The 13,674-nt window shown below is 34.9% G+C and carries 13 protein-coding genes; 12 read left to right on the forward strand and 1 reads right to left on the reverse strand.

What is annotated here, in order from left to right:
* Nucleotides 1-175 precede the first annotated feature (175 nt).
* Complete coding sequence (locus MR053_RS03145) at nucleotides 176-1,732, forward strand: LysM peptidoglycan-binding domain-containing protein (RefSeq protein ID WP_242131008.1); 1,557 nt, start codon at nucleotides 176-178, stop codon at nucleotides 1,730-1,732.
* Nucleotides 1,733-1,755: 23 nt separating this feature from the next.
* Nucleotides 1,756-2,730: a DUF4837 family protein gene (locus MR053_RS03150; protein ID WP_242131009.1), complete on the forward strand. Its 975-nt coding sequence runs from the start codon at nucleotides 1,756-1,758 to the stop codon at nucleotides 2,728-2,730.
* A 68-nt stretch (nucleotides 2,731-2,798) separates the two neighbouring features.
* On the opposite strand, the gene MR053_RS03155 is transcribed toward MR053_RS03150, so the two are convergent.
* On the reverse strand, nucleotides 2,799-2,984 hold the full coding sequence (locus tag MR053_RS03155; protein ID WP_242131010.1) for a Sec-independent protein translocase subunit TatA/TatB: 186 nt from the start codon (nucleotides 2,982-2,984) through the stop codon (nucleotides 2,799-2,801).
* Between the two features lie 119 nt (nucleotides 2,985-3,103).
* Here MR053_RS03155 and MR053_RS03160 point away from each other — a divergent pair, with 119 nt between their 5' ends.
* From MR053_RS03160 to MR053_RS03205, 10 genes are all read left to right on the forward strand, one after another.
* Nucleotides 3,104-3,973: a M23 family metallopeptidase gene (locus MR053_RS03160; protein WP_223550084.1), complete on the forward strand. Its 870-nt coding sequence runs from the start codon at nucleotides 3,104-3,106 to the stop codon at nucleotides 3,971-3,973.
* The gene (locus tag MR053_RS03165) at nucleotides 3,974-5,476 is read left to right on the forward strand and encodes a GH3 auxin-responsive promoter family protein (protein WP_242131011.1); all 1,503 of its coding nucleotides are present in this window, start codon (nucleotides 3,974-3,976) and stop codon (nucleotides 5,474-5,476) included.
* 28 nt (nucleotides 5,477-5,504) lie between these two features.
* A complete protein-coding gene (locus tag MR053_RS03170) occupies nucleotides 5,505-7,196 on the forward strand; it encodes a DUF6909 family protein (protein ID WP_242131012.1) in 1,692 nt (563 codons plus the stop codon).
* A gap of 5 nt (nucleotides 7,197-7,201) precedes the next feature.
* Complete coding sequence (locus tag MR053_RS03175; RefSeq protein ID WP_242131013.1) at nucleotides 7,202-8,290, forward strand: hypothetical protein; 1,089 nt, start codon at nucleotides 7,202-7,204, stop codon at nucleotides 8,288-8,290.
* Between the two features lie 29 nt (nucleotides 8,291-8,319).
* Nucleotides 8,320-9,366, forward strand: coding sequence for a dTDP-glucose 4,6-dehydratase (gene rfbB / locus MR053_RS03180; protein WP_242131014.1), 1,047 nt, complete (start codon nucleotides 8,320-8,322; stop codon nucleotides 9,364-9,366).
* Nucleotides 9,367-9,486: 120 nt separating this feature from the next.
* The gene (locus MR053_RS03185; protein WP_242131015.1) at nucleotides 9,487-9,840 is read left to right on the forward strand and encodes a four helix bundle protein; all 354 of its coding nucleotides are present in this window, start codon (nucleotides 9,487-9,489) and stop codon (nucleotides 9,838-9,840) included.
* Nucleotides 9,841-9,967: 127 nt separating this feature from the next.
* The gene (rfbA, locus tag MR053_RS03190; RefSeq protein WP_242131016.1) at nucleotides 9,968-10,837 is read left to right on the forward strand and encodes a glucose-1-phosphate thymidylyltransferase RfbA; all 870 of its coding nucleotides are present in this window, start codon (nucleotides 9,968-9,970) and stop codon (nucleotides 10,835-10,837) included.
* A complete protein-coding gene (gene rfbC / locus MR053_RS03195; protein ID WP_242131017.1) occupies nucleotides 10,827-11,384 on the forward strand; it encodes a dTDP-4-dehydrorhamnose 3,5-epimerase in 558 nt (185 codons plus the stop codon). The genes rfbA and rfbC overlap by 11 nt, the downstream gene beginning before the upstream one ends.
* A gap of 198 nt (nucleotides 11,385-11,582) precedes the next feature.
* The gene (gene rfbD / locus MR053_RS03200; RefSeq protein WP_242131018.1) at nucleotides 11,583-12,389 is read left to right on the forward strand and encodes a dTDP-4-dehydrorhamnose reductase; all 807 of its coding nucleotides are present in this window, start codon (nucleotides 11,583-11,585) and stop codon (nucleotides 12,387-12,389) included.
* A gap of 3 nt (nucleotides 12,390-12,392) precedes the next feature.
* On the forward strand, nucleotides 12,393-13,673 hold the full coding sequence (locus MR053_RS03205; protein ID WP_242131019.1) for a nucleotide sugar dehydrogenase: 1,281 nt from the start codon (nucleotides 12,393-12,395) through the stop codon (nucleotides 13,671-13,673).
* Nucleotide 13,674: the final 1 nt, after the last annotated feature.

A 13,674-nucleotide genomic window follows, 5' to 3' on the forward strand; every position in this document is an offset into this window, starting at 1 on the left:
ATCTGGTGCCTGAGGCTCTCGAAGGCATTACAATGGAGTATGTCTTCATTTTTAACATTAGTTGGGCATTGAGGCTCTCAAAATGCCAAATAAAACTAATTAAGTTTTTACATTCCCATAAAAAATACGAATTTAGCCGTGTAATCGTTCAAATTGAATTAAGAGAATAGGTTATATGGCTTTTCGTTGTTTTATTGGGGTACTCTTTTTTAATTTGGGTCTTTGTTTTCCGCAATCCCAAGATTCTGTATATGTACAAAAGTTTTTGGTTAAAGACTCATTGGTAAATAGCAATGAAATTACTTTAAAGCCACTTTTGAAAAAGGAGGATAGTATACTTTCCATAAAGCATATTGAAGACCACGACTTAGCTGCCCAATTTGATGAAAAATGGTTTGAAGAACTTTATAATAACCACCTGTTCGATACTATTTATAAATCGGTTACTGATATAACTTTTGAAGATGTTGAATATCCTGAACTTCCAACCGACACACTTAAAGCGCGTTTAAAGAAGCTTGATGCTAAAACGCCTTTTAATGTAGAGTATAATCCGTCATTAGAGAGCGTTATCAAGAGCTATTTAAAGAATAGAAGAGAACTGCTTCAAAAATTGATAACTCTTAGTGCGTTTTATTTTCCCATGTTCGAATACGAGTTGGACAAGTACGATTTGCCTTTAGAGATCAAGTATTTGGCTGTAGTGGAATCGGCCTTAAAACCTCGAGCAAAATCTAGGGTAGGCGCTACAGGTTTGTGGCAATTTATGTTTGGCACGGGTAAAATGTACGGTTTGGATGTAAGCAGTTATGTTGATGAACGTTGTGACCCCATAAAATCAACCGAAGCAGCCGCAAAATACCTGTCAAAGCTGTATGAAATATTTGGTGATTGGGATTTGGCTTTAGCGTCCTATAATTCAGGACCGGGCAATGTTACTAAGGCCATAAGGCGATCTGGCGGTTATAAAAACTATTGGAACATTAGGCATAACTTGCCACGGGAAACAGCAGGCTACTTACCAGCGTTTTTGGCTAACATGTATATTTTTGAATATGCCGAAGCTCATGGTTTTAAAAAAATTAAACCAGAATTTGCCTTGGTAGAGACCGATACCATACGTGTAAAGCATATGATTACTTTAGATCAAGTTGCAGAAGTTACTGGTACGCCGATTGAAGCCCTTCAGTTTTTAAACCCATCCTATAAGCTAGATATTATTCCGTTCATAAAAGAGGAAAACTATGTACTTCGTTTACCTAAAGAGGTTATTGGGACCTTTGTAAACAATGAAGAACAAATCTATGCCTTTGTAAAGGAAGAGTTTGCCAAAAGGGAAAAGCCACTACCACAATTTTTTAACACCAGTGATAGAATTCGTTACAAGGTAAGGTCGGGTGATTATTTAGGAAAAATTGCTAGAAGATATGGCGTAAGAGTAAGTCAGATAAAACAATGGAACGGACTACGGAGTAACGATTTAAGAATAGGACAACGGTTAACGATATATCCCAGAATACCATATGTAGCGCCAACGGCTACAACCACTAAAACAGGGGCTTCCAAGACACTTTCGGGAAACATTACAACCTATATTGTAAAAAGCGGGGACTCTTTGTGGAGCATTTCACAAAAATTTCCGGGAGTTTCTGTTCAAAATATTAAAGATTGGAACGATATTGGTGGTACAAAGTTAAAACCGGGAATGAAGCTTAAAATTACTAAAAGCTAAATTCTTTAAAACTAACTTTAATTATGCAAAAAACGTTTTTATTAGTCGTATCTGTTTTAATCATATATTCGTGTAAAGATGGAAAATCAGACAAAAGACTTCTTGTAGACTCAACGGGTATTATAAACGAAGTTTCAGTAGTACTGGACAATGAATCGTGGAAGGGTCGTGTAGGTGAAGCCATTCGGGATGTTTTGGCAGCTCCAGTCTATGGGCTTCCACAAGACGAACCACTATTTAATATTAATCAGATTCCCTCTAATGTTTTTAGTGGCTTTCTTACCAACAACAGAACTATTTTAAAAATTGAAATGGGCAGGGAACAAGCTACTCAATTTTTAAACAATGTATATGCCCAACCTCAAAAAGTGATTGTAGTTTCTGGAAAGACTAAAGATGAAGTTATAACACAGCTTAAAGAAAACGGCGATAGAATTATTGAGGTCTTTAAAAAAATGGAGGTGAATGAGAAGCAGCGATTAATTAGAAAATCGTTATACAATTCTACGTTCATAAAAGAAAAAATAGGAGTGGATATTAAATTTCCAACAGCCTATCGCGTTGCAAAAGACACTAGTAATTTCTTTTGGATTCGTAAAGATGTGACTACGGGCACATTAAATCTTATGGTTTATGAGTTGCCCTATGAAAAAATTCAACGTAACGATAGTATTATTAACCAAATTATTTCCATAAGGGATTCAATAGGTAAAGCATATATTGAAGGGCCTACGGAAGGGACATACATGAGTACGGAAAACGCCTATACACCATTTCAAACAGAAACCATTTTGGATAATAAGCCAGCAATAGAAACCAAAGGGATGTGGGAAGTAAAAAAAGCATTTATGGCAGGGCCTTATATTAATTACGCTATTGACGATAAAATAAATAACAGATGGGTAATTGCTGAAGGCTTTGCATTTGCACCCTCAGTTGAAAAACGCGATTACATGTTTGAACTTGAAGCTATCATTAAATCTATAAAAATCAAATAACTATTATTCATATAAATACAAAAAAAGCCAACATATCATGTTGGCTTTTTGCAATAACTAGAATATGTTTATTCGGTTTTGTCTTCTTTAGTTTTATCGGCATCTTTACTAGCATCCTTAAACTCTTTGATACCACTTCCTAGTCCACGCATTAATTCAGGTATTTTTTTACCCCCGAATAATAATAAAACAACTACCACAATTAAGATAATTTGCGGAGCTCCAATAGCCAATGGTAATATATATAAACCCATAATTTTTTTATTTGATTATGCAAAGTTAATAATTAAAGTTTAATAATGGCGTTTATAGCATAACTTTAGCATTGCTTAAAACAAGTTGTGGAATAATTTTATTTAATTTTGTTTTCAATATGGCTAAGAAAAAAAGAGAGGGCAAAAGACTCAGAAAAAAACTGCTTGACAAATACCGTTTGGTTATACTAAATGAAGACACTTTCGAAGAACGGTTGACGTTTAAGTTAACTCGGCTAAATGTATTTGTTTTTGTGTCTGTAGGCGCTTTGGTTTTGGTGCTTTTAACCTATTTTTTAATAGCCTATACTTCCTTAAGGGAATATATTCCGGGATATTCATCTACCGCATTAAAAAGACAAGCTACAGAATTGAGTTTTAAGACAGATTCACTACAACGGGTTATCACTTTAAATGAGCGTTATTACAATTCCATTAAAAATGTCTTAAAAGGCGATATTAGTGCAGAGGATTTAAGAAAGGACTCCATAATTCAGGCAGTAAAACTAGAAGCCAGTGAGGTAGATTTAAAGCCCATTCCAGAAGATTCACTGTTAAGGGAAAAAGTCGATAAAGAAGACAAATACAATTTGTTTGAATCGGCAACTACAACAACTAGTTTTGTGCTATTCCCGCCTGTAAATGGTACGGTGAGCGAGCCATATAATTTAAAAGAAAAACATTATGCCATCGATATTGTTGTGGCTAAGGACACCCCTGTAAAGGCTGTAGCAGATGGCACGGTAATATTTGCCGAATGGACCGTAGCTACTGGCTATGTCGTTATTATTGAACACAATCACGGATTGATATCGGTTTACAAACACAATACAGCAATAATAAAATCACAGGGAGACCTGGTAAAGGTTGGAGAAGTTATAGCAACAGCAGGAGATGCAGGAGAATTATCTACTGGCCCGCACTTGCACTTCGAACTTTGGAATAATGGTTATCCCATTAACCCTTCAAATTTTATAGATTTCGAATAAATGATGTCATTAAAGTCTTTCTTGGCCAAACAATTCGCCAAGAACATTTATACAAAAACACAAAAATGGGTAAAAAACCCAGTAAAAACACAGGAGAATGTGTTTCAGAATCTAATAAGTAAAGCCGTTGCCACCCAGTTTGGAAAAGACCATGATTTTATAAGTATCAATTCGCATGAGGATTTTATAAAACGCGTCCCAGTTCGTGACTATGAAGCGCTTAAACCTTATGTAGACTTGGTTGTTCAAGGTAAAGAAGACGTGCTTTGGCCAGAAAAACCCATTTATTTTGCTAAGACATCAGGAACCACTTCAGGGGCAAAATACATTCCTATTACCAAAGAAAGTATGCCCAGCCATGTTGAAGCGGCTAGAAATGCCATTTTACTTTACATACACGAAACAGGCAAGAGCCAGTTTGTTAATGGTAAAATGATTTTTTTGCAGGGTAGCCCTATTCTAAATGAACAAAACGGCATTCAATTAGGAAGGCTATCGGGCATTGTGGCGCATTATGTACCAAAATATCTTCAAAAAAACAGGTTACCATCATGGGAAACCAATTGTATTGAGGATTGGGAAACCAAGGTAGAAGCCATTGTAGAAGAAACATTACCAGAAGACATGACGGTAATTTCAGGAATACCCTCTTGGGTACAGATGTATTTTGAAAAATTGCAACAAAAGACAGGACAGAGGGTTGGTGACGTTTTTAAAAACTTCAATCTTTTCATTTTTGGAGGCGTGAATTATGAACCCTATCGCGCTAAATTTGAAAACCTTATTGGCAGAAAAGTAGATAGTATTGAACTGTATCCTGCCAGCGAAGGGTTTTTTGCCTTTCAGGATAGACAGGATGAAAAAGGGATGTTGCTTCAGCTCAACTCAGGGATTTTTTATGAGTTCATCAAGGCAGATGAATTTTTCACCGAAAACCCCAAACGCATCACCATAAAAGATGTTGAAATAGGGGTTAATTATGTGATGATTATATCAACTAATGCTGGGCTTTGGGCTTATAATATTGGTGATACGGTAGAATTTACATCAGTCAGCCCCTATCGTGTTATCGTTTCAGGGCGTATCAAACACTTTATTTCTGCTTTTGGGGAACATGTTATAGGAAAGGAAGTAGAACAGGCCATGAAAGAAGCTATTAAAAATACAGATATCCGTATTTCAGAGTTTACGGTAGCCCCAGAGATAAATCCAAAAGAAGGCTTGCCATATCATGAGTGGTTTATAGAGTTTGAAAATGAACCAGAAGATATTTTAGCTTTAGCAAAAAGCATCGATAAATCACTTCAAACCCAAAACTCCTATTATTTCGATTTAATTCAAGGAAAGGTATTACAGCCATTAAAAATTACCACAGTTGTGAAAAAAGGATTTCAAAATTACATGAAATCCATTGGCAAATTGGGAGGGCAGAATAAAATTCCGAGACTATCTAACGATAGAAAAATTGTAGATACTGTTAAAGAACTGAATTTAGTTAAATAAAGTATCTTTGCTGTGGTAAAAACCAACAATGAGTAATAAAAAGTCACACGAAAGAACCAGGGCACAGGAAAGCTCTAACGCTATTGAGCGCATGTATGTTACCATGCGGCACCTGTTCAATAGGGGATTTTATAAACCCATGGGCATTTCGGGTGAAACCTTGCGGGAATCGTTGTTGTTGCTAAAGCCAGAGATTTATGGTTCGATAGGTGAGGAAAAGGCAGAACTCAATGGATTGCTGTACGTCATGGACAGGTTACCCATAGGTATTGAAGAGTGTACCTTTATAAATCTTACCAGTGACGAAGGTTATGCCAATTCACATTTTAAGCCTATAATTCCAGAAAAAAGGCGACGCAATTGCTATAGGATTGATGCCGAGCAGATGAATATTGAGATTACTAGAGGAAGATCGGATATTTATGATATTTTAACACATCTCACTTTTCTTTTTATTGAGTCACATAAAATATGTAAGCGAGTAGTTATAAATGATGACGGCACCACTACTCGAGACTGGAAAAAGCTGGAAAAAGCGGTCTTATCTAAAAAGAAACTCACCCAAGAAGAACGGGAAATTGCCATTACCCATACAGCTTATATTTTAGGTAGAACCTTTAAGGAGTTAACCGAAATTTATAAAGCGTTTGCCACACCTGAACAACCAGAGCGTTTGCTTCATATTGTATATTGGTTAGGAAAACTGGCTATAGAAGAGCAAGTAAACCACAATAAAAGAACCATAACCTTTAGCCCTGTGCTTAGAGAGCGCATAGGACACCATATTCACGGCGAAATTTGGGCCAATAACATTAAGGAGGTTTTGTATAAAAATAACTTGTTGGATAGGGAAATCCATATTATTAGTGCCAATATGCATAGTGTTATGAATACACTATATGCGCCCCAAGCTTTAAAAACACTGGTCGCTAAAAAAGATATTTTTGAAGTGTATGAGTTACTAAGTAATAAAGACAGTAATGATCTGCGTTTAAAAGTGACTAAAGAAGCGCTTCAAAAGGGAATGTTCTACATTAAAGATACATCAGGCACGAGTATAGATGTTCAAATTTTTGATACTACTGTATTAGACGCTCCCAATGTCAATCTAAATATTGATAAATCTGTTATTAATAATAAAAAACCACTTATATTGGTGATGGATTATGCCTTTGGTGAGCAAGCCTATGAAACCATAGACGAATTATTAAAACCTTATAAAATTAAGGGGAATAAAATACATTTGAATGTCGCATCTATTTCCATCATGGGAAAGGCGGGTATTTTAGAAGGCACAAAGGGAGACATTATGATACCCTCAGCACATATATTTGAAGGCACGGCAGATAATTACCCGTTTAAAAATGAGTTAAGTAAAGAAGGGTTAGATGATCAAGGAGTAAATGTTTGCGAAGGCACGATGATAACAGTTTTAGGAACGTCTTTACAAAACAAGGACATCTTAAAATTTTTTTACAACTCTACATGGAATGTCATTGGATTGGAAATGGAGGGAGCCCATTATCAAAAAGCCATACAAGCAGCCTCGAAAATTAGAGGTAATATTAATGAAAATGTAAAAGTAAGGTATGCCTATTACGCCAGTGATAATCCGCTGGAAACCGGAAGCACTTTGGCTTCTGGTGGACTGGGAACCTCTGGTGTTAAACCAACTTATTTAATAACAAGAAAAATTTTAGAACAAATATTTAATAAATAATAGTTATGAGTAAAGATTTGCCACAGCCTCAGCAATCTGAGGAAGTTGATTTAGGACAGCTGTTTAAGTTAATAGGCAATGCCTTTGAGCGCTTTTTTAAGTTTATAGGAAGCATATTGAACAAACTGTTTTTAGCTTTTGTTTGGTGCGTTTTCTTTATAAAAAAACACCTTATAAAGTTTGCCATTGCTGGAGCTTTAGGTATTGGCTTGGGCTTTGTTTTAGAAAAAACAGGCGAGCCGGTTTATGAATCGCATATGGTTGTCAAACAAAATTATCCGAGCGTAGGTGAAAATTTATACGCTACCCTATCGTATTATAATGATTTGGTCAATCAAGGTGACACAAAAACCTTGGCTAATGCTTTAGGCATAGATACTTCTGAAGTTGACGTGTCGACCATTTTAGGATTCGATATGGAATCCGTTATTACCGAAAACCAAAAAATCAAAAATTTTGATAAATATCGGAAGGAACTTGATTCTACATTAGCATCAACCATTAAGTACAAAGACTATCTTAAAAATGAAAAGGATTATAACCACCAAATGCAACAAATAACCATTTGGGCCAGTGATAGGAGTAATTTAAAAGAGGTGTTTGAAAAAATTGTTAAAGGTATAGAGGACAACCAATATTTTAAAAAAGAAAGATATAAAGACTCATTGGAATTAAAGAAAGAAGAAGAGTATTTACAAGAAGCCTTGGATAAATCGGATACTTTACAAGAAACATATAAAAATATTTTAAAGGAAAGTATAAAGACCAATGCAGATAAAGGAGGGCAGGTTAACTTAACGTTTGAAGGCAATTCAGAAAAGGATAAAACAAAGGAATATGATTTATTCATGAACGACATCAAACTTCGAGAAAAGCTTAAGGAAAATTTACGTAAACAAGAAGAAAAGAAGGAAATTATAGAAATCATCTCCAGCAAACAAGATAGTGGCTCAATAGATAATTCAAAAACATTATTTGGTTTGGATTTAGGATTAAAGAAATATTATGCTATTCTTTTTGTTGTTATTACATTTATAGTTCTTGTTGGCCTAGAATTTGTTAGATATTTAGAACGTTTTAAAGACAAGATTTAAAGATTTAAGAATCGCATTAAACCAAAGAAATGAAAAATATTTTAATAACAGGGGGTGCAGGGTTTATAGGCTCCCATGTTGTTAGATTATTTGTAAACAGCTACCCCAATTACCATATTTTTAATTTGGATGCTTTAACTTATGCTGGTAACCTTGAGAATTTAAAAGATGTTGAACAAAAACAAAACTATACCTTTATCAAGGGCGATATAACCGATGCAACGTTTATAAACAGTCTTTTTGAAGCACATCAATTTGATGCCGTGATTCACCTAGCTGCAGAATCTCATGTGGATCGATCTATTAAAGAACCTTTGGCGTTTGTTAAAACGAATATTTTAGGAACCATTAATTTATTGGAGGCCTTTAAAACGATTTGGAATCATGATTTTTCTGAAAAACGATTTTACCATATCAGCACCGATGAGGTTTATGGGACATTGGGGGATACAGGGCTGTTTACTGAAACAACAGCCTACAACCCTAATTCACCCTATTCGGCTTCAAAGGCGAGTTCCGATCATTTTGTAAGAGCCTATGGAGAAACCTATGGTATACCTTATGTGATATCAAATTGTTCCAATAATTATGGCCCGAATCAGTTTCCAGAAAAATTAATCCCGTTGTTTATTAATAATATTATCAATAATAAACCACTCCCCGTTTATGGTGATGGGAATTACACAAGGGATTGGCTATATGTTATAGATCATGCGAGGGCCATAGATTTGGTTTTTAACAAAGGAGAGAATAAAGAAACCTATAACATTGGCGGATTTAACGAATGGAAAAACATCGATTTGGTTAAGTTGTTGTGTGCTCAAATGGATAAAAAGTTAGGTAGGTCATTGGGAATTTCTGAAAAACTGATAACCTACGTAAAGGATAGACCAGGGCATGATTTACGTTATGCGATTGATGCTTCTAAAATTAAAAGTGAATTAGGATGGCAGCCGTCGGTAACCTTTGAAGAAGGTTTGGGTTTAACGATTAATTGGTATTTAGAAAACAAAGAATGGCTAAACCATGTTACTAGTGGAGAATATCAAGACTATTATGAAAAACAGTATACTTAGTGTTGAAGTGTAAAAGGTATAAGGTTATAAAGTGAAGAAGTGAAGAGGTATGCATATAATGTTTTAACTTCATAACCATATAACCATATAACCATATAAACGTATAAAAACATCAATGGTTTGAAAAAGACACAATCACATAGAGACTTAAAGGTTTGGCAGGAGGCTATGAATTTGGTTGTTATAATTTATGAGCTGACAGAAAAGTTTCCTTCAAATGAAGCTTTTGGACTAGCATCACAACTACGTAGAGCAGCTGTGTCTATTCCGTCTAATATTGCTGAGGGCGCAGGAAGAAAAGGAGGAAAAGAATTTGCGAGATTTTTATATATTGCTTTAGGTTCTCTTTCAGAAGTGGAAACTCAAATTGAAATTGCAGTAAGATTACAATATTTAAAGGATATAGAAGAAATATATAAAACGGTATATTTTATTAGAAGCATGCTGTCTAACTTAATAAAAAGCCTAAAGTGATTATGATTTACAATTTAATAGTTTGTCGGCTTGTCGAAGAATCTATAACCCAATACCATGTCACAGCATAACAATATAAAATATAACCATATAACAATATAACCGTATCACTTTATAACTTAAATTCATGAAAGGTATCATATTAGCAGGAGGTTCAGGAACGCGATTGCACCCACTTACCAAAGTGATGAGTAAGCAATTGATGCCTGTTTATGATAAGCCAATGATATATTATCCCTTAACTACGTTAATGTCTGCAGGGATTCGTGAGGTTTTAATCATTTCAACCTCTAAGGACACACCCCGGTTTAAAGAACTTTTAGGGGATGGAAGTGATTATGGATGTAGGTTTGAATATGCCGTTCAGGAAGAACCTAACGGATTGGCAGAAGCCTTTATTATTGGTGAATCTTTTATTGGTGAGGATAGTGTTGCTTTAATTTTAGGAGATAACATATTTTATGGTTCAGGGCTTCAAAAAACTTTACAAGAGCACGTAAAGCCTAAAGGAGGCGTTATTTTTGCCTATCACGTACAAGACCCAAAACGCTACGGTGTTGTAGAGTTTGACAAAGCAGGAAAGGCCATATCGATTGAAGAAAAACCAAATCAACCTAAATCCAATTTTGCTGTACCAGGCATTTATTTTTATGATAATCAAGTGGTAGATATCGCTAAACAGATTCAGCCAAGCAAAAGAGGTGAGCTGGAAATTACTGATGTGAATAAAGCGTATTTAACCAAAGGCCAGCTTAATGTGCAAATCTTAGATAAAGGCACGGCTTGGTTGGATACCGGAACCTTTGCCTCATTGATGCAAGCCAGTCAGTTTGTAGAAGTTATTGAAGAACGTCAAGGGTTAAAGATAGGCTGTATAGAAGAGATGGCTTTTAAAAAGGAGTATATCTCTAAAAAACAATTATTAGAGTTAGCAAAACCATTATTAAAAAGTGGTTACGGGGAATACCTGCAACAAGTAGCATCTTATGAACATTGAGGAAACACATTTAAAAGGCTGTTTTGTGATAACTCCCCAAGTATTTAAGGATGAACGGGGGTATTTTTTTGAGAGCTTTAATAAAGAGGCTTTTGAAAAAGTAACTGGTTTATCGGTTAACTTTGTTCAGGACAACGAATCCAAATCTTCCAAAGGCGTTTTAAGGGGATTACATTTACAAACAGGAGGTTTTTCACAGGCTAAGTTAATACGCGTTACAAAAGGGAAGGTATTAGATGTGTGTGTGGATTTAAGACAAGATTCCCAAACGTTCGGTAAATACTTTTCCATTGTCTTAGATGATGTTAAAAAACAGCAAGTATTTATTCCAAAAGGTTTTGCCCATGGATTTTTGGTGTTAGAAGATGATACGGTTTTTACTTATAAATGTGACAATTTCTATAAAAAAGAATTTGAAGCAGGTATTATTTATAATGATACTACGTTAAGCATAGATTGGAATTTTCCTGAAAACGAATTGATTATTTCTGAAAAGGATTTGCAGCTCCCAACGTTTGAAGCTTTTTGTCATTCAGAACAAACATAGCAAAACGAGGAATTTATTATAAAGTGAAGAGATTATAAAGTGATAAGGTTTGGAGGGTAAGAAGTTAAGAGGTGATAAGGTTGTAAAGTGATAAGATTAAGAGGTTACAAAGTAGAAACAGTACAACTATTTAACCATAAAACCTTGTAACCATATAACCCTGTAACCATATAACCATATAACAAAAGTATCTATCAATTGAAAAAAGAGACGACAACTATTTTAGTTACAGGTTCAGAGGGGCAGTTGGGAAAAACGATTCAAGAACTTTATGCCTCAAACGATAGCGATATTGATTTTACCTTTGTTTCAAAAGAAGATTTAGATATCACCAATGAATCAGAATTAAAGGCGATCTTCAGCGCATCAGAATTCAATTACTGCATCAATTGTGCTGCTTACACCAATGTAGAGCAAGCAGAGAAAACCCCAGATATTGCTTTTAAGGTTAATGCTGAAGGCGTGAAAAACCTGGCTTTGGTTTGTGAGGTATATCGGGTTACACTCATTCATATTTCAACAGATTATGTTTTTGATGGAGAAAAAAGGTCGCCGTACTTAGTTACAGATACACCAAATCCTATTAATGAATATGGCAAATCTAAGCTATTGGGAGAACAATATATTCAACAATACGCTACTAAATATTATATTGTAAGAACGTCTTGGTTGTATAGTAAAACCTATGGTAAAAACTTTTATAAGTTTGTGGTTGATAGTGCGAAACAAGGAAAGAACCTTTCCATTACAACAGATCAAACAGGTTGCCCTACAAATACCAAAGATTTAGCAACTTATTTGGTTGAGGACATTATTAAAGGAAATAAGCCATTAGGTGTTTATCATTTTTGTAATTCCAAGCCAATCACTTGGCATAAGTTTGCCAAAGACATACTAAAAGAAAATAAACTATTAGACAAAATTAAGCTTGTAGAGGTAGCGAATTATCGTACTTTTGCCAAGCGTCCAAAATATAGTGTTTTGGAACATACTAAATCTACTTAATAAATGAATATCAAAGATTACAAAATAGCTGTTATTGGTCTAGGCTATGTCGGGTTGCCTTTAGCTGTTGAGTTTGCAAAAAAATATGAAGTACTTGGATTTGATATTAACAAAGGAAGGGTCTCTGAATTAAATAGTGGACATGACAGTACTCTAGAGGTAAGCGATGAAGATCTTAAGGAAGTCATTAAACAGGATACTAATAAAGGCTTACTTATAAGCAGCAATGAAACAGATTTAAAAGACTGTAATGTTTTTATTGTTACTGTGCCAACACCAGTTGATAAAAATAACCGTCCTATTTTAACACCGCTTATAAAAGCTTCGGAAACCATAAGTAAATATCTTAAAAAAGGGGATATTGTTATTTACGAATCTACAGTGTATCCAGGTGTCACCGAAGATGAATGTGTGCCAATACTAGAACAAGTAAGTGGTTTAAAATATAATAAAGATTTTTATTGTGGTTATTCACCAGAGCGTATCAACCCTGGTGATAAAACACACACAGTTACTAAAATTAAAAAGGTAACATCAGGATCAACCCCAGAAACAGGAAGATTAGTTGACGCATTATACGCATCGATAATAACTGCTGGAACACACTTAGCTCCTACAATTAAAGTAGCAGAAGCCGCCAAAGTAATAGAAAATGCGCAACGAGATATTAATATTGCGTTTGTGAATGAACTTGCAAAGATATTTAACAAACTGGATATTGATACACACGCAGTATTAGAAGCTGCATCTACAAAATGGAATTTTTTGCCATTTAAACCAGGGCTGGTTGGCGGACATTGTATAGGGGTTGACCCTTATTATTTAGCTCAAAAAGCACAAGAAGTAGGCTATCATCCCGAAATTATTTTAGCTGGAAGACGATTAAACGATAGTATGGGGGAGTATGTGGCGACAGAGGTGTTAAAGTTAATGGTGCAGAATGAAATAGCGGTTAAAAACGCAAAAGTATTGATGCTGGGTATTACGTTTAAAGAAAATTGTCCAGATATCAGGAACACAAAAGCTATAGATGTATATGAAGCCCTAAAGGCATTTCACATGGATGTTGAAGTATATGATCCTTGGGCTTCACCAAATGAAGTTAAAGAAGAATATGGAATAAACACCATTGAATCTATAGGTAAAGAATATGATGCTATAATACATACAGTAGCGCATAACGAATTTCTAGAATTAGACTTAAAATCTCTTAAAGCAGATAATGCAGTTGTCTATGATGTCAAAGGAAGTTTAAATAATCAAGAAGTCAATAAAAGATTGTAAA

The sequence above is a fragment of the Aestuariivivens marinum genome, from assembly GCF_022662175.1.
GTDB classification, from domain to species: Bacteria; Bacteroidota; Bacteroidia; order Flavobacteriales; family Flavobacteriaceae; genus Aestuariivivens; species Aestuariivivens marinum.

What these genes read in the sequence shown, in the direction of transcription:
- MR053_RS03145 (WP_242131008.1), top strand. Translation starts at nt 176, where the DNA reads ATGGCTTTTCGTTGTTTTATTGGGGTACTCTTTTTTAATTTGGGTCTT.
- MR053_RS03165 (WP_242131011.1), top strand. Translation starts at nt 3,974, where the DNA reads ATGATGTCATTAAAGTCTTTCTTGGCCAAACAATTCGCCAAGAACATT.
- MR053_RS03205 (WP_242131019.1), top strand. Translation starts at nt 12,393, where the DNA reads ATGAATATCAAAGATTACAAAATAGCTGTTATTGGTCTAGGCTATGTC.
- MR053_RS03160 (WP_223550084.1), top strand. Translation starts at nt 3,104, where the DNA reads ATGGCTAAGAAAAAAAGAGAGGGCAAAAGACTCAGAAAAAAACTGCTT.
- rfbC (WP_242131017.1), top strand. Translation starts at nt 10,827, where the DNA reads ATGAACATTGAGGAAACACATTTAAAAGGCTGTTTTGTGATAACTCCC.
- MR053_RS03155 (WP_242131010.1), bottom strand. Translation starts at nt 2,984, where the DNA reads ATGGGTTTATATATATTACCATTGGCTATTGGAGCTCCGCAAATTATC.
- rfbB (WP_242131014.1), top strand. Translation starts at nt 8,320, where the DNA reads ATGAAAAATATTTTAATAACAGGGGGTGCAGGGTTTATAGGCTCCCAT.
- MR053_RS03175 (WP_242131013.1), top strand. Translation starts at nt 7,202, where the DNA reads ATGAGTAAAGATTTGCCACAGCCTCAGCAATCTGAGGAAGTTGATTTA.
- MR053_RS03170 (WP_242131012.1), top strand. Translation starts at nt 5,505, where the DNA reads ATGAGTAATAAAAAGTCACACGAAAGAACCAGGGCACAGGAAAGCTCT.
- MR053_RS03150 (WP_242131009.1), top strand. Translation starts at nt 1,756, where the DNA reads ATGCAAAAAACGTTTTTATTAGTCGTATCTGTTTTAATCATATATTCG.
- rfbA (WP_242131016.1), top strand. Translation starts at nt 9,968, where the DNA reads ATGAAAGGTATCATATTAGCAGGAGGTTCAGGAACGCGATTGCACCCA.